The organism is Effusibacillus sp. SKA8 (assembly GCF_058273125.1).
This window is the reverse complement of sequence record NZ_JBZCSF010000008.1, coordinates 1-23,000: the sequence shown is the minus strand read 5'-3', so window position 1 is coordinate 23,000 and position 23,000 is coordinate 1. Positions and strand designations below refer to the sequence as shown.

Annotated in this window: 20 protein-coding genes; all 20 read right to left on the bottom strand. The window is 52.1% G+C overall.

The features are described 5' to 3' along the window. Nucleotides 1-72 precede the first annotated feature (72 nt). The 20 genes from AC4ED1_RS08175 to AC4ED1_RS08080 all read right to left on the bottom strand — a co-directional run bounded on the left by AC4ED1_RS08175 (nucleotide 73) and on the right by AC4ED1_RS08080 (nucleotide 22,889). Nucleotides 73-1,395 (bottom strand): HlyD family type I secretion periplasmic adaptor subunit, encoded by a 1,323-nt coding sequence (locus AC4ED1_RS08175; protein ID WP_490937472.1) that lies wholly within the window; start codon nucleotides 1,393-1,395, stop codon nucleotides 73-75. A 4-nt stretch (nucleotides 1,396-1,399) separates the two neighbouring features. Beyond that, on the bottom strand, nucleotides 1,400-3,505 hold the full coding sequence (locus tag AC4ED1_RS08170; protein WP_490937701.1) for a peptidase domain-containing ABC transporter: 2,106 nt from the start codon (nucleotides 3,503-3,505) through the stop codon (nucleotides 1,400-1,402). 271 nt (nucleotides 3,506-3,776) lie between these two features. After that, nucleotides 3,777-4,685 carry a calcium-binding protein gene (locus AC4ED1_RS08165; protein ID WP_490937470.1) on the bottom strand — a complete coding sequence of 303 codons (909 nt, stop codon included), beginning with the start codon at nucleotides 4,683-4,685 and terminating at the stop codon, nucleotides 3,777-3,779. A gap of 140 nt (nucleotides 4,686-4,825) precedes the next feature. Continuing rightward, entirely contained in the window at nucleotides 4,826-5,710 is an 885-nt protein-coding gene (locus AC4ED1_RS08160) for a lipase family protein (protein WP_490937468.1), read from the bottom strand. A 27-nt stretch (nucleotides 5,711-5,737) separates the two neighbouring features. Further along, the gene (locus tag AC4ED1_RS08155) at nucleotides 5,738-6,559 is read right to left on the bottom strand and encodes a hypothetical protein (RefSeq protein WP_490937467.1); all 822 of its coding nucleotides are present in this window, start codon (nucleotides 6,557-6,559) and stop codon (nucleotides 5,738-5,740) included. A gap of 483 nt (nucleotides 6,560-7,042) precedes the next feature. Continuing rightward, entirely contained in the window at nucleotides 7,043-7,696 is a 654-nt protein-coding gene (locus tag AC4ED1_RS08150; protein WP_490937466.1) for an SPM autocatalytic domain-containing protein, read from the bottom strand. 13 nt (nucleotides 7,697-7,709) lie between these two features. Continuing rightward, nucleotides 7,710-8,783: a cell division protein FtsZ gene (gene ftsZ, locus AC4ED1_RS08145; RefSeq protein WP_490937465.1), complete on the bottom strand. Its 1,074-nt coding sequence runs from the start codon at nucleotides 8,781-8,783 to the stop codon at nucleotides 7,710-7,712. Between the two features lie 51 nt (nucleotides 8,784-8,834). Beyond that, nucleotides 8,835-10,058, bottom strand: a complete 1,224-nt coding sequence (ftsA, locus tag AC4ED1_RS08140; RefSeq protein WP_490937464.1) for a cell division protein FtsA — start codon at nucleotides 10,056-10,058, stop codon at nucleotides 8,835-8,837. 130 nt (nucleotides 10,059-10,188) lie between these two features. Then, nucleotides 10,189-10,548, bottom strand: a complete 360-nt coding sequence (locus tag AC4ED1_RS08135; RefSeq protein ID WP_490937463.1) for a small basic family protein — start codon at nucleotides 10,546-10,548, stop codon at nucleotides 10,189-10,191. Further along, entirely contained in the window at nucleotides 10,545-11,342 is a 798-nt protein-coding gene (locus AC4ED1_RS08130) for a DUF881 domain-containing protein (protein WP_490937462.1), read from the bottom strand. The genes AC4ED1_RS08135 and AC4ED1_RS08130 overlap by 4 nt, the downstream gene beginning before the upstream one ends. A 64-nt stretch (nucleotides 11,343-11,406) precedes the next feature. Continuing rightward, nucleotides 11,407-12,126 carry a DUF881 domain-containing protein gene (locus tag AC4ED1_RS08125; RefSeq protein WP_490937461.1) on the bottom strand — a complete coding sequence of 240 codons (720 nt, stop codon included), beginning with the start codon at nucleotides 12,124-12,126 and terminating at the stop codon, nucleotides 11,407-11,409. A gap of 5 nt (nucleotides 12,127-12,131) precedes the next feature. Beyond that, nucleotides 12,132-12,896: a cell division protein FtsQ/DivIB gene (locus tag AC4ED1_RS08120; protein ID WP_490937460.1), complete on the bottom strand. Its 765-nt coding sequence runs from the start codon at nucleotides 12,894-12,896 to the stop codon at nucleotides 12,132-12,134. Between the two features lie 54 nt (nucleotides 12,897-12,950). Next, on the bottom strand, nucleotides 12,951-14,207 hold the full coding sequence (murA, locus tag AC4ED1_RS08115) for a UDP-N-acetylglucosamine 1-carboxyvinyltransferase (protein ID WP_490937459.1): 1,257 nt from the start codon (nucleotides 14,205-14,207) through the stop codon (nucleotides 12,951-12,953). Between the two features lie 29 nt (nucleotides 14,208-14,236). After that, nucleotides 14,237-15,148 (bottom strand): UDP-N-acetylmuramate dehydrogenase, encoded by a 912-nt coding sequence (gene murB / locus AC4ED1_RS08110; RefSeq protein ID WP_490937458.1) that lies wholly within the window; start codon nucleotides 15,146-15,148, stop codon nucleotides 14,237-14,239. Nucleotides 15,149-15,301: 153 nt separating this feature from the next. After that, nucleotides 15,302-16,414, bottom strand: coding sequence for an undecaprenyldiphospho-muramoylpentapeptide beta-N-acetylglucosaminyltransferase (murG, locus tag AC4ED1_RS08105; RefSeq protein ID WP_490937457.1), 1,113 nt, complete (start codon nucleotides 16,412-16,414; stop codon nucleotides 15,302-15,304). A gap of 99 nt (nucleotides 16,415-16,513) precedes the next feature. After that, nucleotides 16,514-17,611: a stage V sporulation protein E gene (spoVE, locus tag AC4ED1_RS08100; protein WP_490937456.1), complete on the bottom strand. Its 1,098-nt coding sequence runs from the start codon at nucleotides 17,609-17,611 to the stop codon at nucleotides 16,514-16,516. 36 nt (nucleotides 17,612-17,647) lie between these two features. Continuing rightward, on the bottom strand, nucleotides 17,648-19,006 hold the full coding sequence (gene murD, locus AC4ED1_RS08095; protein WP_490937455.1) for a UDP-N-acetylmuramoyl-L-alanine--D-glutamate ligase: 1,359 nt from the start codon (nucleotides 19,004-19,006) through the stop codon (nucleotides 17,648-17,650). Between the two features lie 38 nt (nucleotides 19,007-19,044). Further along, complete coding sequence (mraY, locus tag AC4ED1_RS08090) at nucleotides 19,045-20,007, bottom strand: phospho-N-acetylmuramoyl-pentapeptide-transferase (protein WP_490937454.1); 963 nt, start codon at nucleotides 20,005-20,007, stop codon at nucleotides 19,045-19,047. A 12-nt stretch (nucleotides 20,008-20,019) separates the two neighbouring features. Beyond that, nucleotides 20,020-21,408: a UDP-N-acetylmuramoyl-tripeptide--D-alanyl-D-alanine ligase gene (locus AC4ED1_RS08085; protein ID WP_490937453.1), complete on the bottom strand. Its 1,389-nt coding sequence runs from the start codon at nucleotides 21,406-21,408 to the stop codon at nucleotides 20,020-20,022. Next, entirely contained in the window at nucleotides 21,405-22,889 is a 1,485-nt protein-coding gene (locus AC4ED1_RS08080; protein WP_490937452.1) for a UDP-N-acetylmuramoyl-L-alanyl-D-glutamate--2,6-diaminopimelate ligase, read from the bottom strand. The genes AC4ED1_RS08085 and AC4ED1_RS08080 overlap by 4 nt, the downstream gene beginning before the upstream one ends. Nucleotides 22,890-23,000 lie beyond the last annotated feature (111 nt).

Genomic DNA, 23,000 nt, shown 5'->3' with positions numbered 1-23,000 from the left:
TGACGATGCGGCAGGGAAAACTTTCGACTTGTCAAAAAAATCAGGAGGCGGTTCCAGGCGAACTCCGGCCTCCTATCTTAAAGTCAAACTTTCTTTGGCATACTTGAGAATCGGCGAGAGGAAAAATTCAATGATTCTTCGTTTTCCCGTTTTGACTTCAGCCGCCACTGCCATTCCGGGTGTGATTGAAACTTCCTTTCCTTCAACAAGCAAACTGGTTTTCTCCGGTTGAACTTTTATTTTATAAACAGGTCCAAGCTTTTCATCTTCCACCGCGTCCGGGCTGATGGACACCACTTTCCCTTTGACCGTCCCGTATTTCTGGAAAGGGAAGGTATCGAATTTAATCTCCGCTTCCTGACCGACTTTCACAAAGCCAATATCCTTATTTAAGACCGTTGCTTCCACAATCAGCGGCGTCCCTTCGGGAACGATGGTAACGATCGGCTGGGCAGGAGTTACCACTCCACCGATCGTATAAGAAGACAAACCGTGAATGGTTCCGTTTACGGGGGAGGTCAGTCGGTGAAAGTCATATTTCTTCCGCGCTTTTGTAAGTTCTCCTTCAATCGAAGCGATCATTTTTTCTTTTTCCATGATGTCGTTGAGGATGGTTTTGTCCCTCTCTTTTTTCAGGCTGTTCAGATTTTCTTTCGCCTCTTCGATACCGTCTTTTTCTTTTTGCACCAATTTTCTCTGAGCTTCGACCTCTTGCTCGGCCGCGTATAACTCCTTTTGTTTGTTCATCAGTTCAATCTTCGGCAATCCTCCGGTTTTGTAAAGGTTTTCATAGGAAGATACCTGATCTTTTAAAATCAGATGCTCCTTTTCCAGTTTTCTTAAAGTGGTTTCAGCCGCTTGAAGCGCATCCTCACGCTGCGAAATAATCAGCCGCAATGTCTCTTCCCTTGCTTTGTACTCCGATTCCCTCGCCTCTTTCAGTTTTTTCTGAATTTGAATAACATCCGCGGAACTTGTTTGAGATGCCACTTTCCCGATATCTCCCCCGTTTAATTCGGCGGCAAGCATCTCTTTTTCCAATTTGGCGGTAGCCAATGCCTTCTCGTAGATTTCAACATCCGCCTGTTTGATTGTAGAATCGAGTTCGATCAGAAGTTGGCCTTCATTCACCTTCTGCCCTTCGTTCACGTGAATGGCCCTGACGATTCCTTCCTCCATCGGTTGGATCACTTTTACCCTTCCGTCAGGAATCACCTTGCCTCTGGCGACAGCTACTTCGTCGACCCTGCCGAAATAAGACCAGAGCAGAACGGAAACGACAAGCAACGCAATCAGCCAGATTAAAAATCTGCCCGCAGGGGAAGCCGGTGTCTCTTCGATTTCAAGAGCCGCCGGCAAAAATTCGTATTCAAGACGGTTCCGTCTCTTGATCACGGAATTACAGCCCCCTTTCTTGCTGGCTGTACAGATAATGATAAAGTCCCTTCCTGGCCATCAACTCTCGATGGCTTCCAAATTCAACAAGTTGCCCCCTATCCACGACCATAATTTTGTGTGCGTGTTGCAAAGTTGAAAGCCGATGTGCAATGAGGATCACGGTTCTTCCTTGACAAATCCGCTGCAAATTGTTTTGAATGATTCGTTCCGATTCGTAGTCCAGAGCGGAGGTCGCCTCATCGAAGATCAACAGCCGCGGGTTTGTCAAAAGCGCCCTCGCAATCGCAATTCTCTGCCTTTGCCCGCCGGAAAGGGCGGTTCCTTTTTCCCCCACCATTGTGTCGTACCCTTCGGGAAGTTCGAGAATAAATTGATGAGCGCCGGCCAATTGGGCCACTCTTACAACGTCTGCCATATTGGCGGACGGACAATGAATCGCAATGTTATCCCGTACGGTGCCGTTAAAAAGAAAGTTTTCTTGCAGCACAACCCCGATCTGCCGCCTCAACCACGCAGGCTCGGCAAGAGAAATATCCACTCCGTCAATCAGAATCTTGCCGGATTCGGGAACATAAAGCCTTTGAATCAGTTTCGAGAGCGTACTCTTTCCGGAACCGCTTCTTCCCACGATTCCCACCGTCATGCCCGGTTCGATCTCAAAGGACATATTGCGGATGATCTCGGGGCCGTCCACCCGGTAACGAAAGGTAACCCCTTCAAACTTCACATGCCCTTTAATCGCAGGAAGCCGGGTCTTTGTTGCATCCATAGCCGGTTCAGGTTTCGTATGAAAAATGTCTGCCAGTCTTTTGATCGAAAGGCCCATCTGCTGAAAATCCTGCCACATCTGAACAAGCCGCAAGACCGGGTCGCTCACCCGGCCGGAAAGCATTTGAAAAGCGATCAGTTGTCCCACTGTTAAACTACCATTGATCACCAGATGGGCGCCCAGCCACAAAATCGCCAGATTGGAGGTACGTTGGATGAATTGGCCAATCGCTCCGGCTGTCCCCGACAAAATCGAGGTTTTAAAACTGGCCCTGATATAATTGGACAACAGCCCTTCCCATTTCTTTTGCGCCTCCGGCTCCAGCGCGAAAGATTTGATTGTCTGAACGCCCGTAACCGCTTCTACAAGGTAGGACTGCGACTCGGCTCCCCGATTGAATTTTTCATCCAACCGGTGTCTGAGCATAGGGGTCACGATGATTGACAAAAGGGCAAAAAGCGGCAACGCTCCCAAAGTAACAAAAGTTAAAGTCGTACTGTAAAAAAACATGACCGCTATGTATACAACAATAAACATCACATCAAGTACCGATGTTAACGGGGAGCCCGTCAGGAAATGCCGGATGTTCTCAAGTTCTCGAACCCTTGCAATCGTATCCCCCACCCTTCTCACTTCGAAATACCGCAGGGGTAGCCGAAAAAGGTGCTGGAACAACCGGGTACCCAAAACCACATCGATCCGATTGGTTGTATGGGTAAACACATAAGTTCTTGCCACATTCAAAAGCGTCTCAAAAAAAATTACGGCGATCAGACCAATCGCAAGGACGTTAAGGGTTGTGATACCTTGATGCACCAACACTTTGTCAATAATTACCTGGGTAATCAGAGGTGTCACAAGCCCAAAAACCTGAAGGATCAGCGAAGCAACCAGCACCTCGAACAGAGGTTTTTTGTATTTCCAGATTGCCGGAAGAAACCACTTGATTCCAAACCGCTCCTCCTGATGGGCCGCTCCCCGGTGCGCAAAAAGAAGAATATTGCCGTTCCATTGGGATATAAAGTCATCTTGTTTGAGAATCCGGGGTTGGCTCTCCGCCGGATTCAGGATGAGCGCTTGTCCGGTTTCGACTTTTGCCAAGATGGCATAACCGCCGGCTTTTAGCTCAATGATCGCAGGAAGCCGCAGCTTATGAAGATTTTTGTAGTTGACGGACGCCAACTTTGCCTTGAAACCGTGCTCCCTGGCCGCCCTTAAAATATCCGACGCAGTCATCCCCTCCGGACCAATGGCAAAAGCATGCCGAATTTGCTCAGGGTCTGCCGTAACACCATGATAGTTTGCAATCAGGACAAAAGATCGCAAGCCTGTATCAATCGGCCGCCGAGATTCCGTTTGATTTTCAACTTTCGCTTGAACCTCGGTATCTACCTGTCTTTCAGTTGCCGTTTCCACCATAAGATATCCGACACTCCTGTTAGTATGTGTCAAATCTAGGGATTCTGCCCTCTTCGCAGATGTCTCGCATGTCCAACTTCTGGTACAGTCCAGCCTGTTCCGATACAGTCCAGCCTGTCACTGTTTAACGAAATTGGACATGCGAGTTCATCACCGATACTAAAACAAAACCCTTGTGCTGCAACTGTTTTCACGGTGCCAGTTGCGTCGGGGCCCAATACTGGGCAAGGATATTTTGCACATCCTGCGGCTTTTCTTGAATCGCCTGGCTCCAACTCATCCCCGTCTGTGAGGAGAATGTCGCCATCGCTTGAATCAACTGATCCACCTGCGTATTCAGCAGACGACTTCCGTCGGATGTCTGGAATACCTCGGTTTGATAGGCAGTTCCGTTGCTCCAGGATTGGATCGTCAATTGATCCGTCGTACCCTGGACAGAGACAGTAAGACTACCTCCCGTTCTGGAGAAAATCAGATCCAACGGGTTTAGATCGAATGTAACGGTGTCCGAATTTCCTGCCGTATAGTCATAATCGAAAATGGTGTCTTGTCCGTATCCCTTGCCAAACACGTACACGTCATTGCCAAAACCGCCGCTCAGGTAATCGTTGCCGGTTCCGCCGTCAAGCAGATCACTTCCGTCCCCGCCATCCAGATAGTCGTCTCCCTCTCCGCCGTCAAGCAGATCACTTCCGTCCCCGCCATCCAGATAGTCGTCTCCCTCTCCGCCGTCAAGCAGATCACTTCCGTCCCCGCCATCCAAATAGTCGTCTCCCTCTCCGCCGTCAAGCAGATCACTTCCGTCCCCGCCATCCAAATAGTCGTCTCCCTCTCCGCCATCCAGCAGATCACTTCCGTCCCCGCCATCCAAATAGTCGTCTCCCTCTCCGCCATCCAGCAGATCACTTCCGTCCCCGCCATCCAGATAGTCGTCTCCCTCTCCGCCATCCAGCAGATCACTTCCGTCCCCGCCATCCAGATAGTCGTCTCCCTCTCCGCCATCCAGCCGATTGCTGATCCCAGTAGTTTCTATCCCATCTCCGTCAAGGTCAAGAACGATTGGGTCAATGCGCCTTACAACAATTGCTGAATTAAACAAATTTCTCCACCAATCTACAGTGTCTAAAGTGTTGTTTATTTTTGAAAAGGATAATCCATCAATAATTGCTTCAACAAACTTAACTTCACTCTCATCTGCCTGGTGACTATTTATTAGATTACCATTACTGTCGAAATCATTTAAAAACTGATTGTTATTCCATGAGAATAAGGAATTCCCAATGCTGGAATATTGCCAACATACCTTAAGAAATCACCTACTGTTCCATCTACTTTATTCCCCACATAGTTCCACAAATCATTAAGCATTGTTATTGGATCACGCGCATAATCCAAAGTGGTATATGGCGAATAATAGCCATTATCCAATGTTTGATCATTTTTTAAATAAATTGTTTTGCCCAACTGTTTACCATAATTTCCGATAATATCCCAAGCGTCGCAATAATCTGTAACCCTATATTGATCATAAGAATCTTGATAAGGTAGTAATTGCCCAATGCCAACGCCATTAAAGGTGACTGCTTTTGTTGTGCCCGAGTCATTCGTTAAATACTGTAAATACTGCGCAATACCTCCACCCAACGAATGCCCTGTAAAGCTGACTTGATTATCTTTAACTGCCTGCAATAATGGGTCTGTTCCAGGTGAAGTATCTACGCCATCCGGGTAAAGTGTATCTAATACAAATTGTCTTGCATCATTAAACTGCTTGGGTAAACCAATACTTACTTGAGTGGCTATCTGACCATCAGTAATAACCACGTCATGTAAAAATTGATCTATTTTCCCTGGCTCCGTTCCTCGAAAAGCAAAAACAATTTCTCCCGAAGGGCTTTTAAATGCACAACCCGCAAAACCAGAGCCGGTAAGGCCATTGTTGTTTTGAAAATTTGTTAATTTCCATTCCTTCATGCTATCAACGGAATCTGCCCATTCGGGATTTACAATAAATCGTTTTTCATCAATAAGCTCTCCAATTGTTTTGTTTTTATCAACATCCATATCAAAATCATTATAAGAAATATTGCTCAAAATCAAATATTGCTTATCTGTAACCGCCACATTTATCCCTCCATTTATTTTTACTACTTACCTCTGAACATAGCTTAATATTTCACCCGATTGATTAACATTATTTATGTTTTCAATCTTAATTTGATAAAGTATAATATTTTTTTGTCTAAATTCTCTATAATAAGAAGCCTCTGCACTAAGAAATAAGTCTGAATTATTTTCCACTTCTCTAACATAATTCTTGTTAAAAAATCTAATCTTTAAACTTATATTCTCGAAATTATCATTCTTTAAAGAATCTATAATTAAGTATAGATTCTCTAACTGTTCTTTGCTTAAATCCTTATTGGTACCATCAACAAACAGTCCACATGAAATACTTAAAGAAATTTTGTTTTTATATATACTTGTTGCTTCCTCTATATTCAGTGTCTTTCCATTTAGATTTTTTTCTATTTCCGATAGTGGTGCCGACACCACTGCTTTAACTACATTACTACCAAATGAAGATTTAACTTTTTCTTTCATCTGCTTATCCCAAAAATAATTTAAGTATCTTTCTGCATAAACCCCTACTCCATAGGCCCATTCTTTACCATTTGCTTGCTTTCTCACATCAAACTTTAACTCTCTATCATCTTTTGGGTATGCAATACCTTTTATCTCTTTCGGGGCGCCTAAATATTGGTAATAATAATCGATACTTTCAACCACAAATTCCTTCCCATATTTTTCTTTAAGATATTGCTCCATTCTTGCTTTCTCTTTCATCAATTCACCCCCTCCGAGCAGTTTGTAATACGTAAAACCTATTATTCCTAATGCTAAAATAGTAATAACACCCCATATAATACCTTTTTTCTTTTTTACACCTTGTTCAGACATGATATTATCCAAATATACCTCCTCAGATCACTTAAAATCTCTTATACTGAAGTTTGACAGCATACACCCGAAAAACATTGATAAAACAAAGTTTTAAGGACTTTCTGAATTCATATGTCACCACAGAATTGCAGTGTATTCAAATGCATGCAACTCCCACATTATCTATGTTCATTTATGCGGTATGTGTCGTTGTTATTACGTTTAAAACTCAAGTCAAATATTTCGACTTGTTTACCACTCCCTTTCTCAAGGACCGAACCGACCCTTGTGACATGATTTCCTTCCAAATCTGGCCGTTATCAATCTGCCCCAAGCCGGATAGAGCACAGCTATTGCGTTTTCAAACATAACCTTCTGAATACCCTTCTGTGAATTCTAAGATGCGGAAAAACGTGAGGGTAGGTATACACGAGGAATAAAAACAGATAATTTCGGTTGGACTTGCGATGAGATTCCTTAGTGGGAAATAATTACAGGCAGTTTGATTATAGCTCATACGCAGTTGTTGCAACAAGTAAAAAATACAGTTTTCATATATTTTTCAATATTTTTTACTCTGAGCGCTTTAATCCCCAATTGTTCAAGAAAAAACAGTTCATTCCCCGAGGAATATCCATTTTCATCAACATCACGCCATACGCGAAGTTTGGAGTACATCGCGTCGTTCGCATCAATCTTGCCGTCCTTGTTATCGTCCAAATCGGCAAGCGCCTGGAATCCACTGGTTGCTCGGGTGCCGTTTTTCAGAATCGTTTGGTCCCCAAACAGCTCTTTCCCGTCATTAATAACCCCGTCCCCGTTCCGATCAAGAACAAGGATGCCATCGTCTTTCCCCACCCAACCGGTTTGTTCGGCAAATCCGTTTCCGTCATGGTCAAAGTAAGCTCCGTTGGCAGCGCTGATCGTTTCAATTCCATCCCCGTCAAGATCCAAAAGCAGCGGATCACGACGTGGCGTTGCTGCTTGAACCGCCCTATCAAAAAGTTTGATGAGTTTGTCAATAAACGACTCCACTGTGTCAACAAATGCATCGAGATCCGGATACTTATCAAAAAATTCAGCAAGAGCATTTCCCAGAAAATTAAAACAGGCACCCGAAGGATGCCTGTTCCAAACGGATTCGCCAGCGTTCACTGGCGGATTCACCGTTTTGACCCGCTTATTTGTCGTTGTTGCGGCGCAGGAACGCAGGTACGTCTAAGCTGTCCAGAGAAGCTCCCGCGTTGTGGAAAGGGCGGATGTCGACCTTGCTGACCGGCCTTGCCGCAGCCGGGCGCTCCTTGTGTTCAAATCCCGTGGCGATCACGGTCACGACGATTTCGTCCGTCAGATTCTCGTTGATTACCGCGCCAAAGATCATGTTCACTTCCGGATCGGCCGCCGCCGAGACGATTTCCGCCGCTTCGTTGACTTCAAACAGGGACAGGTCGGCGCCTCCCGCGATGTGCATCAGGACACCGCGCGCCCCGTCGATCGAGGTTTCCAGAAGCGGAGAGCAAATCGCTCTCTTGGCCGCCTCGGTCGCCCGGTTCTCTCCGCTCGCCGTACCGATCCCCATCAACGCGGAACCGCGCTCGGTCATGATCGTCTTGACGTCCGCGAAATCCACGTTGATCAGACCCGGAACCGCAATCAGGTCGGAAATCCCGGAAACGCCCTGCAGCAGCACATTGTCCGCTTCACGGAACGCTTCCAGCATCGGGGTGTTTTTATCGACGATTTCCAGCAGGCGGTCGTTGGGGATGACGATCAGCGTGTCCACTTTTTCTTTCAGGTTGGCGATCCCCTGCTCCGCCTGGGTCATGCGTCGGCGTCCTTCAAACGTAAATGGTTTGGTGATGACGCCGACCGTCAGCGCGCCGAGTTCCTTGGCGATTTCGGCAACGACGGGGGCCGCGCCGGTTCCCGTGCCACCGCCCATCCCGGCGGTCACAAACACCATGTCCGCCCCGCGCAGCGCGTTCGTGATCTGTTCGCGGCTTTCTTCCGCCGCTTTTTTGCCGATTTCGGGGTTGGCGCCCGCACCCAAGCCGCGTGTCAATTTTTCCCCGATCTGCAGACGCTGGTGCGCTTTCGACAACTGCAACGCCTGCGCGTCCGTATTGACTGTGATGAACTCAACTCCCTTGATCCCAGCTTCGATCATTCGATTGACCGCATTGCAGCCGCCGCCGCCGCACCCGATCACCTTGATCCGGGCGAGAGTGTCTATGTCAAGATCAAATTCCAGCATACAGTTTCCTCCTCGATCATCATAACCGTTTGGCGACTTTCCGCAAATTTGTTACACATAATCGCTGAACCAGCTTTTGACCCGTTCGATAAAGCCGCCCGATTTGCGGTGTACAGCGGCGGTATGCGCGGAATGTGACCGGCGCATGTAGTTGCGTATCGCGTATTGGATGATTCCGACACCGTTGACGAAAGACGCGTCCCGCACTCCCAACTGGTCGGGAATCGCGACCCGCACCGGCGCGTTCAATTCGTATTCGGCGAGTTTGCCAACACCAGGCATGCAGGCGACGCCACCGGAAAGGACGTACCCACTGGGAATCTCTTTCACGTATCCCAAGCGCTCGACCTCTCTCCGAACCATCAGAAAAATCTCCTGCATGCGGGGCTCGATAATGCTCGCCAGATCCGTCTGGGTAAATTCTTTGTCCATGTTGCTGCCAATCCGGGGGACTTTAAAAGTGAGTTCTTGCGAGGAACCGGCAACCGTCGCGTGCCCGAAACGCAGTTTGACCGATTCCGCCACTTCCGTTTGCGTCCGCAAACCGATCGCAATATCGTTGGTCACATGGTCGCCGCCGACCGGCAAAACGGTCAAAGCGGATAAAACCCCGTTCTCGAATACGGAGACGGTGGTTTGCCCGGCACCCATGTCCACCAGTACCACGCCGAGTTTCTTTTCGTCGTTGGAAAGAGCGATTGAACTTGCCGCCAGCGGCATCAGGACAAGTCCCGCATTTCGCACGCCCGCCCTCTCGACACACCGCAGGAGGTTGGAAATGATCGTGCGGGAACCGGTCACAATCAAGCCTTCCACTTCGAGGCGAACTCCGATCATGCCGCGGGGATCGTTGATCTCATCAAGGCCGTCCACGATATATTGCTTGGGAACGATGCCGATAATCTCCCGTTCGGGCGGAAGCGCGATCACTTTGGCCGCCTGCAGAACCCGTTCGACATCTTCGTCGCCAATTTCCCTGTCGGGAGAGGAGACGGCAACAACGCCATGGCTGGGCTGCAGGGCGATATGATTGCCGGTTACCCCGATAAAAGCCGCCTCAATTTGAATGCCCACCATATGTTCCGCATGTTCAACCGCTTCGCGAATCGACTGAACCGTTTTATCTATATCGACAATAGAACCTTTGCGTATCCCTTCACCGTCAGCAGCCCCGACACCGATGATGTTCAGGGTCGATCCGTTGTATTCCCCGATGATGGCGCGTATTTTGGATGTTCCTATATCCAGGCTGACGATGATTTCGCCTTTAGTCAAGCGGTGGCACCTCCCTAACGTCAAAAACAACCCTGTCTCTAATAAGATTCAACGCGATAAGTTGAATCCCTCTTTTTCTATCAAACTTTCTTACAAAAAACATATCGAAATATCCGGCTGCCAAAAGGCGTCAAAGATTCTTCGCGCCGGTAGTCTTTCCCCGCTGCAGGAGCAGCCGACGAATCGTCGCGATATTGTTGAACAGCCTTACACCAAACGCAAACACGGCCGCCAGATAGAGGTCCACCCCAAGCTCCGCCCCGATATAGGCGAGCAGCGCCGCCATCAGGGTGTTCGAAAAGAAACCCGTAATAAAAACACCGCTGTCAAAATGCCGTTCCAAACTTGCGCGAATTCCGCCAAACACCGTGTCCAGCGCAGCAAGAATCGCGATCGACATGTAGCTGCTGTACTGCGCGGGAATGTCGATGTTAAAAATCAACCCAAGCGCAATTCCCAAAGCGAGTCCGACGATTGGTATCCAGATCATGGTTTGGCTGCTCCTTCCGCCTTGTCTTCCGTCGCGAACCGGAAACTTGGGGGGCCCGGATAAGCGGGCAATCTCAGTTTGTTTCCGTCCTTAAATTCGGTGATGACCAGTTCTTTTCCTTTCGCGATGAAAAAGTCCTTTCCGATATAGGTGGAGATGGCCCCTTTCATCTTTTCGATATCGCCGATTGCGGAAATTTCATAAGGCATGGTGACCGGGTTGAAATTGACCTGCATAAAACCGGGAATCACCATCTGCCGTTCCATATCCATACTGACGCCGACTTCCCGAATTCCGGTGGTCGTGACAATCCGTTGCCCGTTAAAAGAAATCGCTTGTGCTCCGTTTGACTGCAAAATGTTGATCAAATACACCAGTTCATAATCCCAAATATGGTATTTGTCGGGATGAGGATCTTTCGGGCCGGGCCCCATCAGGGAAAATGCCGGGCTTTCCCGGATCACGATCTTGATGCCGTTGCCCTCCACCGGCGTCAGACCCGCTTCGATCTTGGCCCTGTCCAATTCCTCTTTCATGTTCTCAAGAACGCGCTGCTGATTGCCGGAGGAATCCTTGTATTCCTGAATTTTGCTTTGCATCTTGTAAATTTGCGCTTTTAATTGTTCCTGGTGCTTGATTTCGTAAGCCAAGGAGCTTTTGACCGTGATGATATCCGCATTGAAGGCGGCGTCTTTGTTCTTGCCGGATGTGATCTGAATGGTCAGCATCGCCCCAAGCAAGACGCTGACTCCGAACAGACTCCATTTGAATTTGCTGGCTGACCGGTTGCCCATTCCGGAACCTCCTTCTCCTCCGGCTTGTGGAAAAGCTCGTTTCATGTATGTTCTAATTTTGTCCTTATCTTACGGTATAGTTTGAAGTCAACTTGTACGGATCGCCCGAATACCCTTTCATTTTGATCGTCGCCACTTCCTTCGGCCCCTGGATCTGCAGCGAACGCCCTTTCAACAGATCCAGCATCCCGCCCGGGAAAGTCAACCCGTTGATCAAAGTGGTCGGGTCGCCGATGGCTTCGATTTTGTACGGGGCGGTGAGCAAACGGTCGTTGACGCGCACGGTTGGGCCGACGCAAAGGATTCCGGACGAAGAGGCGACACGCTCTCCGTTAATGCTGACGGCTTCCGCCCCCGACAGAAAAATCTCGTTGACCAGCCGCATGATGTCCGTATCGTGGGTGATCGGGTTGGCGGATTTCGACCCTTTTTTGCTGTCATCGATGATCAGCACGATTCCAGGCCCCCTGACAGGGGTTGTCCCCGCCAGGATCCGCGATTTTCCCAACAGATTCTGGATGTCGGACGTATCGTATTTCGTCGCCTCTTGTTCCAGGGCCACCACCTGTTTGTTCAGTTCGTTGAGCTGGTTTTCCAATTCCTTGTTTTCTTTTTGGATGGCGGCCAGTTTCTCGTTGGCCTGCTGCACGTCCTTGTTCGAAGAGTTCCATCCGAATTCGTCGTTGATTTTCTGCGTATTTTTGTACTGAACCGCCATCATAAACCCCAATGTCACGGAAATGACCGTCAACGTAAGCATCAGGCGGGTCTTTGCGGAAGCCAACGCACTCACTCCTTCTTGGTTTCCTGACCGGACCGTTTGTCGTACCACGCTTCATCCGGCCCGTAAATATTGATAATGCCGGGAGGTTTGTTCTCTTTTTCCAATTGCGATTTCCAAAATTTGGCGTATACTGTCAGGGTCGTCGCGACATCGATTTCCTTCGGCGGAAACCGGATTTCATGCCCTTCTTTGGTCTGCGCGGACCACAAGTTCCCTTTTTTGATCTCAAAATTATAGACATGGTCGAGCAAAGCACGGTCCGTTTTTACAAGCTGTTCGCAAAACTTCTGGATGTCGGGATCGGGAATTCTCTTCCCGATTTCCACGGGGAACGCACGTTCCGTCACAAGCAAAGGCAATTCCGTCTCGCCGGGATTTTTTACGGTGTCAAAAACGGTCGCGTCGCTTAACAACCGGTAGTAGGTGCCGCCTTTGTGAACCAGGATGGCAGACACGGGTTTCTCGGCGACGGCGATAACGACTTGTCCGGGAAAATTCACTTCCACATCCGCTTTGGCGAGCAGCGGAAACCGATTGATCAGCTTTTGCCGCACCTCGGCAGGCTTGACCTGCCAAAAATTCATGCCGGTCTGCACACCGCTTTGCCCGCGGATTTCGTCGGCGGGCACTTGGCTGTTGCCGACAACTTCAACGGAGCGAACCTTCGACAGAGGAGAAGTAAAGAAGACGGCAACCGCAACGCCGACAAAAAAAATCAGCAACAGCAACAACGCTTTCCAACCAGGCTTTCGTTTCCGTTCCGGTACCATGTGATGCCCCCAAAAACAGAGCGGCATATCCGAAGCATATGCCGCCTTTTGTCCTTAGTCATGGATTCGAACAATGCGGGCGCCAAGCGCCCCCAGAACATTCTCTATCCGTTCATATCCGCGATCGATATGATGGGTATTCTCAACCACTGTGGTTCCCTTGGCAGCCAGCCCCGCTATGACCAGCGCGGCGCCGGCACGCAAATCGGTCGCTTCCACGTTGGCCGCAGTCAGTTCGGGTATCCCTTCGATAAAAGCGGTTCGAAAATCCACCTTGATTCGGGCACCCATTCTGCAAAGCTCGCTGACATGCTTGAACCGTTCTTCAAACACCGATTCCGAGATGATCGAGGTGCCCGAAGCGACCGTCAGCAACGCCATGAACGGAGCTTGCAGATCGGTGGGAAAACCGGGATAGTAGGAGGTCTGAATTCTATCGACAGCGGATAGCGGTTTGCTTGATTTTACAGTCATTATATCACGATCCACTTCGATTTCAACTCCGGTTTCCCGCAGTTTGTTAATGACGACTCCCAAGTGAGCCGGCGCAACGTTCTCAAGCCGAACGTGCCCCTTCGTGACGGCGGCGGCCACCAGCAGCGTGCCTGTCACAATCCGGTCCGGGATGATCGTATGTTCAACGGGAGTCAGTTCCCGAACGCCTTCCACGTAAATCGTGGCTTCGCCCGCACCGGAAATTTTCGCTCCCATTTTGTTTAGAAAATTGGCCAAATCGACAATTTCCGGCTCGCGGGCCGCGTTGCCGATCATGGTGATTCCCTCGGCGAGGGACGCCGCCATCAAGATGTTCTCGGTGGCGCCCACGCTCGGAATGTCCAGATAGATCGAAGCGCCTTTCAAGCGTTTGGCCTGACAGTAAAGAAAACCGTGGCTTTCGCGAATGTCGGCCCCCATGGCCGCCAGACCTTTGATATGCAAATCGATCGGCCGGGAGCCGATCGAGCAGCCGCCCGGTTTCGAGACACGCACGGCGCCAAAACGGGACAACAGAGGTCCCATCAAAAAAATGGACGATCTCATCTGCCGCATCAGTTCATCCGGCACATGCGTCGAATGAATCGGAACCGGGTCGACCGCAATGGTCGAACCGCTTCTTGTAACGCGGGCTCCCAGGCTGCTGAGGATGTCTTCCATCACCCGTATGTCTTGCAATTGCGGAATGTCATGAATCACGCTTTCGCCCTTTGCCAGCACGCTGGCGGCAAGTATCGGCAGGGCCGCGTTTTTTGCGCCATGCACGCGAACAATACCTTTGAGCGGTTGCCCCCCCTCAATGGCAAGTCGTTCCACCACGTCACCCCCTGATGTAGTTCCTGCTGTCAATCCTCTCCTACGATTCGCACTTCAGGGATGAGAGTAATGCCGTTTCGTTCGCGGATTGTCGTCTGCACCAGTTCGATTAAAGCCAGCACGTCGGACGCTTTCGCCTGACCGACGTTGACGATAAAGTTGGCGTGCAGGTCGGAAATCTGCGCCCCTCCGATTCGGGTTCCTTTCAGGCCAGCCCGTTCAATCAGGGAACCGGCATGGGTTCCCTCCGGATTGCGGAAAACGGAGCCGCAGTTTGGCAGTTGCAAAGGTTGCGTGGTTTGCCGGCGTTTGGTCCAGGCCCGGACTTTTTCCAGCATTTCCTCCGGATTTCCCGGCTGCAACTGAAAAGTTGCCCGAACGACAATCCAGGGCCGATCTTTCAGGATGCTGTACCGGTAGGCAAACTGCAGCTCCCGATTTTGCAGGGTCCGGGTGGAACCGTCTTCTTCCACGATGTCGGCGCTGAGGAGAACGTCTTTTGTTTCGCCGCCGTGCGCTCCGGCATTCATCATGACGGCCCCGCCCACGGTACCGGGAATGCCGGTCGCAAATTCGAGCCCTTGCAAACCGTTGCGAATCGCAGTTTTGGCCGCTGAAACATAGGAATGCCCCGCTTGTGCGGTCAACCGGTTTTCCGTAACCGATATGTCCGCAAAATTGTCTGCGAGCTTTACGACAACCCCGCGAATCCCGCCATCCCTTACCAGAAGGTTGGATCCTCTGCCGATCACAAACCAGGGGATTTGATGTTTGGCACAGGTTTTTACCAGAAGCTGGAGTTGCTCCACCTTGGCGGGAACGACAAACACGTCCGCAGGGCCGCCGATTTTCCACGTGGTGTGTTTTGACAGCGGCTCGTTGAAGGCGACATTTCCTACGTCGAGTCCGCGAAAAACGGCTTGCAGATGTTGGATGCCCATATCGTACCTCCGTCAGTCCGGTCGTTTGTTCAGCGCCTACGTACCCTATACTATGCCGGCCTCGTCAATGTGTGACAAACGCCCAAAACTCGCCCCAAAAAGCGAAGAATGAAAAAATACCCCGGCAATTGGGGGCGGTGAAAAACAATGCCACTATTTTACCAGTTCCAAAACCGTCCGGTGAATATTCGACAGAGCTTCCGGAATTCCGAGGGACCGGCTCCGCCGCTTCATCTCCTGCAGCCTGGACGGGGATTCCAGCAGGGAAACGATGGTCCGATAGAGCCGATCGGAAGTCAGATCCGATTCCCGGATCATGATGCCGGCACCGGCGTCCGCCAGCCATCTGGCATTGTACTCCTGGTGGTTGTTCGTGACATAGGGGGAAGGGATGTAAATCCCGGGTACGCCCAAAGCGGTAGCTTCCGCGATGGTGGTGGCGCCCGCCCGGGACACGATCAAATCCGCCCCGGCCAGCAGGGGAGGCATGTTATACACAAACGGCTGCACAAAAATGCCCGTCTGCGGCCCGAACCCTCTTTCCTTAAGTTGGCGGGCCACCTCGTCGTAATGGATCTGTCCCGTTATATAAACCAGTTGAAAGCGGTTCTGCTTTGCAACCGAATCCAGCATCCCGGTCGCGGCATCGTTGATCGGCTTGGCTCCGCGCGAGCCGGATACGACCACGACCGTTTGTTTCTCCAAATCGAGCCCCAATTCCTGCTTCAGCTTGTCAATTTCATCCGGCGTCACTTTGCTCACTTCGCTCGCCCGCGGATTCCCGGCAACGACCACCTTGTCCTTGACATGCGAAAAATACTTCACCGCGCCTTCAAACGAAACGCCGATTCTGTCCGCGAAACGGCTCAAGGAACGGTTGGTCAGCCCCGGCAGCACATCCATTTCGTGGATATAAGCGGGAATTCCCAATGTCTTCGCCATGAAGACAACCGGGGCCACGACATAACCGCCGCACCCGATGACAACGTCCGGACGAAACTCTTTTAAGATTTTGCGGGATTGCATCAGTCCTTTTGCAAGCCGTACAAACGTTTTGACCGTATCCGGCGACACGTTCCGTTTGAGACCGCTCACTTCAATCGTCCGAAAAGCAAAACCCGAACGGGGGACAATGTCGCTTTCCAGGCCCCGCTCGGTTCCAATGTAAAGGATTTCCGCCTGTTCCGCATCGGAGAAATATCTGGCAATGGCAAGGGCGGGATAGATGTGTCCGCCTGTCCCCCCGCCTGTCACAACAATTTTCACTCGAAAACACACCCACTTTCACCCATCGAAGCAACGCAAAGCCCGGCAGCCATTCCGGGCGCTTCGATGGGGACCGATAAATGAATCCCACGAAAAATTCTATCTCGAGTAGCGCGAAATGTTCAAGAGAATTCCGATCCCGGTCAAAGTCAGAAGCAAGGAAGACCCGCCGTAACTGATAAAGGGCAGGGTAATGCCCGTCACCGGCATCGAACCCGTGACCACACCGATGTTAATGATGACCTGCACGGCGATCATCGCGGTGATTCCGATCGCCAGGAGACTGCCAAAGGTGTCTTTGGCCGTAATCGCGGTTCGAACTCCCCGCCAGAGAAGCAGCAGGAACAGGATCAGCACCGTGGCCCCCCCGATAAAGCCAAGTTCCTCCGCCAATATGCAAAACACGAAATCCGTCTGCGGCTCCGGCAGATACAAAAATTTCTGACGGGAACGCCCGAGCCCCAGTCCCATCAGTCCGCCGGGTCCCAAAGCGTACAGCGATTGAATGATTTGGTAGCCGGCATCCAATTCGTATTTCCAGGGGTCGAGAAACGCAAAAATCCGCTTCAGCCGGTAGGGAGCAACCATCACCAGCGCGGCAAAGGCCGGAATCGCCAACGACGCCAGGCCCAGCAAATGCCTGACCCTCGCACCCGCCGCAAAAATCAAAATAACCGTCGTCCCGGCGATAACTGTGCTTTGCCCGAGGTCGGGTTCGAGCATGATCAGCCCCAGCGCCAAAACCATCAATCCCAACGGCGGCAGCAGGCCTTGTTTGAACACATGGATGCGGTCCTGGTGTCTTTCCAGATACCAGGCGAAGAAAATGACCAGCCCGAGCTTTGCCGCTTCGGACGGCTGAATGCCGAAGGATCCGATCCCAAGCCACGCTTGCGATCCGTTTCGTTCCACTCCCAGCGGCGTAAGAACGAGGAGCAGCAGGAAAAAACAGACCAGCATGATCACCTTGGCCCATTTTTTTAAGCGGGTGTATTCGAAATTCATCATGAAAAACATCATGCCAAGTCCCGCCAACGCCCACAACAACTGGCGCTTGGCAAAATAAAAGCTGTCCCCAAACCGCTGTTGGGACAAAATCGCGCTCGCGCTGTACACAATCACCACGCCGATGCCAAGCAGCAGCAGTACCGTAACAACGATGATCAAGTCCGGATTTTTGCGATCGTGCGCCGTCAACTGGGATCCCCCTCGGTATTCGGTCTCGTCCAATCGCTACATTGTATGCACGGCGTTTTTAAAAATACGTCCCCTTTCCTCAAACGAACTGTACATATCCCAGCTGGCGCAGGCGGGCGACAACAGGACCGAATCGCCCGCCTCCGCGAGAGTCGCCGCCATCATAACGGCCTCTTCGATCGAACCGGCGCGGCGGCGTTCCTTGATGCCCGCTTTCTCCGCGGCTGCCGCCAATTTGTCGGCAGCCTGCCCCAAAGTGACAATCGCCTTCACATGCTTTGCGAAAACGGGGATCAATTCCGCAAAATCGGTTCCGCGGTCGAGCCCCCCCGCAATCAGCACCACCGGATTCGCAAACGATGTGATCGCCCGCGTGGCCGCTTCCGCGTTAGTCGCTTTGGAGTCGTTATAATAGGTGACTCCGTTGACTTCGGCCACATATTCCAGGCGATGCTCCACCCCTTTAAACCCGAGGATCGCCTGCCGGATCGCTGCGGGAGACGCACCGGCCGAATGGGCAATGGCTGTCGCCGCCAGCACATTTTCCAGATTGTGAGTTCCTTTTAAGGGGATGTCCTTCAATTCGCACACTTGGACGTCCTGTCCGTTTGCACGGACGCGGATGCTTCCAGCATTGACAAAAACGCCCTCCGCCAGACCCTGCTTCAAGCTGAAAGGAAAAATCCGCCCGCGGATCGAAGACGCCAGTTCCATTACAACCGGCTGATCGGCGTTCAAGACGGCGGTGTCTTCCTCTGTCATATTGCGGAAAAGACGGCTTTTTGCCGCAATGTATTCCTCCATCGTGCCGTGATAGTCAAGATGCGCCTTGTAAACGTTCAACAGCGCACCGATCCGCGGCCGGAAAGAAACAGTCCCCATCAGTTGGAAGGAGGAGAGTTCGGCGACGAGCCATTGATCCGGCTGGACCTCTTCCGCGATGTCGGACAGAGCGGTTCCGATATTGCCGGCCACAACGGGACGGAGGTTGGCCGCCCGCAAAATTTCGCCGGTCAGGCTTGTTGTCGTCGTCTTGCCATTGGAGCCGGTGATTCCGATCATCGGCGCTTTGCAAAACCGGTACGCAATCTCCACTTCGGTCACAACCGGAATCCCAAGCGCCGCAGCCTGCCGGACGGGAGGAGCGGAATAGGGAATGCCGGGATTCTTGACGATCAGATCCAATTCCCGCGAGACAATCCCCTCCGGATGGCCCCCGCACACCACTTCAATGCCGAGCCGTTCCAATTCTTCCGGCACATTCCCGAAGGAGCCGCGCTCCTTTTGGTCGTTCACGACAACCCGTGCCCCATGTCGGGCCAATAAACGAGCAACGGCTGCGCCGCTGCGGGCGAGGCCAAGCACCAGCACATTTTTTCCGCGGTAATCCACCATGCGCACCTCCGAAAAGAAAAGCTCCCAACAAAAAAATATTATTTCAGGTACACGGACAGCGCGGCCATTGAGCAGACCAGACCCGCCGCCCAGAACGTAACGACGACGCGCCATTCCGACCAACCGGACAATTCGAAATGATGGTGGATCGGACTCATCTTAAAGACTCGTTTGCCAAAGGTTTGAAAGGAGAAAACCTGAATCAGCACGGACAATGTTTCGGCGACAAAGACAAACCCGATCAGAACCAGCAGCAGCTCCGTTTTGGTCAAAATCGCCGCTGCCGCCAATCCCCCGCCCAAAGCGAGCGATCCGGTATCGCCCATAAACACTTTGGCCGGGTGGGCGTTGAACACGAGAAACCCAAGCAAAGCGCCCACCATCGCCGCGCAGAAAATCGCGACGTCGAACCGGCTGGCCCAGATCGCGGCAATGCCCGCGTAGGTTCCGAACGCGATGGCGGCCGTCCCCGCCGCCAACCCGTCAAGCCCGTCCGTCAAATTGACCGCATTGGTGGCGCCGATCAGCATCACCAGTAGAAAAACGGCATAAAAAATGCCAAGCTGCCATTTGATATCCGTAAACGGAACCGAAAGCGAAAAGTCAAATCCCCGGAAATACAGAACCGCAAAGAACACGGCCGCCACGAGAAACTGGCCAAGCAGCTTTTGCCTGGCGCGAAGGCCCAAGTTTCGCTTCATGACGACTTTGATGTAATCATCGACAAAACCGACCAGCCCGAACCCCAGCGTGACAAACAGCATCATCCACAGCTCGCCGGACCTGTCCGAAAACTGGATGGCGGTTATCGTCAGTGCGACCAGAAAAATCGTTCCGCCCATCGTCGGGGTTCCCGCCTTCTTCTGATGCCCTTGCGGCCCCTCGGCGCGGATCGACTGCCCGAATTTCAATCTCCGCAACACCGGAATCAACAGAGGGCCGAGCATAACGGCGATCAAAAAAGCCACGCCTGCTGTCCAAAACAATGCCTGCAATTCCATTCATGGTCCTCCTTACGCCAACAGCCCTGACACAACTTCTTCCATCTTCATTCCCCGCGATGCTTTGACCAGTATCACCGGATGCCGCTTTGAGCCGATCCGACGATTGACGCATTCGATGGCTTCCCGTTTCGACCCGGCGATGACAATTTGTCCTTCCTCCATGCCGCAAGCGCGTGCGCCTGCCGCAATGTCCGCCGCGTGTTGGCCAACGGCGACCAGCAGGTCGATCCGCAACCGGGCCGCCAGTTGTCCAACTTCATGGTGCATGTCTTGGGAAACGGTCCCCAATTCCAGCATATCCCCAAGAACGGCCACTTTAAAATCCGCATCCGGAGCTTCGGACAACATGCGAAGCGCCGCCTTCACCGAAGTCGGGCTCGCGTTGTATGCGTCGTTCACCACATATCCCCCCGCCGGCCGCGCTTTGACTTCCATACGCATCGCCGACAGGGCGGCTTTTGCCAACCCGGCCGCAATCGCACCGGTATTCATCTTAAGATGCCGCGCAACGCCGATTGCGGCCAAAGCATTGCCGACTTGATGGGCGCCAGGAATGGAGATTTTGTATTCGAAGTCCTCTCCCGCGAGCCGAAATGCGGTTCCTGCCAGGCCGAGGGTGCGGATCCCAACCGCCCGGATGTCATTCGTCTCCGAAAAACCGAACCATTGCACTTGGCAGGGAATCTTTGTCTGCAGCGCGCGAAGCAGGGGTTCGTCGCCGTACAAAAGCGCCAGGCCCGATTTGGGGAGGGATTCGATCAGTTCGAATTTGGCGTCAGCAATCCGGGCCCGCGACCCCAAAAATTCGATGTGCGCCTCTCCAATGTTGGTGATCACACCGATTTCAGGCGCCGCGATGTCCGCCAGCAAAGCGATCTCCCCCAATCCGCTCATCCCCATTTCAAGCACGGCAACGTCGGTATCCTCGGCAAGCGCCAGCACCATCAGCGGCAATCCGATATGATTGTTCAAATTCCCCTGCGTCTTTTGCACTTTAAACCGTTCCGCCAAAACGGACGCGATCAAATCTTTCGTCGAAGTTTTGCCGTTGCTGCCCGTCACCCCGATCACAGTGGCAGGCAGGGTACGGCGATAAGACTTGGCAAGCTTTTGCAAGGCGACCAACGTGTCGTCCACCCCGATCACCGGAAACCCGGCGGCAAGCCCGGCCGGCAGCGGCCGGTTTTTTTGCCACAACGCCGCAGCGGCCCCTTGCGCGACGGCTTGCAACAGAAATTCGTGAGCGTCAAAGCGCTCCCCGATTAAAGGCACAAACAGACGCCCGGACAAATCCGCCCGGGTGTCTGTCCCGACTCCGTGTATCCCGGCGGAAGGGTCGCCTGCCAATAGTTCCCCTTCCGCCATTTCAACCAATCGGCTCATCGTCACTCGGATCATAGTTCACCTCGGATCGCCTTGGCGGCTACTTCGCGGTCATCGTAGTGATGCTTCGTCTTTCCGATGATTTGATAGGTTTCGTGTCCTTTTCCCGCAATCAGCACCACATCGCCCGCTTGGGCTTGACCGATGGCGTACCTGATCGCCTCCGTCCGGTCTGTCAGCCGGACATACCGGACGGGTTCAACGCCGGCAAGCCCCTGTTCCATGTCGTCAAGAATCCGTTCCGGGTCTTCCGTCCGCGGGTTGTCGGATGTAATCACCGCCACATCGCTGTAATCCGCGGCGATTCTCGCCATTTTCGGCCGTTTTGTACGGTCCCGGTCGCCGCCGCATCCGACAACGGTATAGACTTTCCCTTTTGCGAATTCCCGGATGGTTTGCAGAACGTTTTCCAGCGAATCGGGCGTATGCGCGTAGTCGACAATCACCGTAAAGGGCTGCCCCGCGCGGACCCGTTCAAACCGTCCGTCCACGCCGGGAACCGACTCGAGGGAAGCTTTGATCGCGGCTAACGGCACCCCTTCGCAAAGGCACGCGGCGGAGGCGGCCAATGCGTTGTAAACCGAGAACTTGCCCGTCATTTGCAGATGGATCTCGGCCGAGCCGGCGAAACTTTCCAGAACAAAAGAAGCTCCCTCCGCCTCAATGCGCACGGCGACCGCCCGCACATCCGCCGGTCGGTCAATCCCGTAAGTGACGACCTCCGCAACCGTCTGCCCGATGAGAAAATCGGCCGCCGGGTCATCCGCGTTTATCACCGCGAACCGGTTCTCTTCCCGCTTATCCTCATATGTATTGCCGAGCCGCGCAAAAAATTTGCCTTTTGCGTTGCGGTACGCTTCCATCGAACCGTGAAAATCGAGATGATCCTGCGTCAGGTTCGTAAAAACGGCCGTCCGGAATTCGGTTCCGGCCACACGTTTTAATTCCAGCGCGTGGGAAGAAACCTCCATGACCGCATATTCGGTTCCGATCTGCAACATTTGATGCAAGGTTTCCTGTAGTTCGATCGCTTCGGGGGTCGTATTGGCAACATCGAATTCCCGGGTCCCGATCCGTTTCTTGATCGTTCCGATCAATCCCGTCAAACGGCCTTGATCCGTCAAAATTTTATCGATCAAATGGGTGACGGTCGTTTTGCCGTTGGTGCCGGTCACGCCGATCACTTTCATCGACTTGGACGGATGCCGGTAAAACACGGACGCGAGAATCGGGGTGACATCCCTCGTATTGCGAACCAAAATCTGCGGCACCGGAAGATTCTCAATCAGCCTTTCCGCCACAACCGCTGCTGCTCCTTGCTCGACCGCCTTGCCTGCAAAATCGTGCCCGTCCACCGTGTGCCCCCTGAGCGCGACAAACAGGGAACCCGGACGCACTTGCCGGGAATCGGCGGTAATGTGAGAGATCTCGATGGACTCGACAGAACCGGCGACTTTTTTCAACAATATCGGAGCAAGTAACAAACTGAGCTGCAACGGAATTGCCTCCTTACTTCCTCGAACGCCTCTTAACAGAATTTGACACTCCGCACGGCTGAAGCCGTGGGATTCTTGGGAGCACTCCCGCAACCGGGAGTTCTGCCTTGC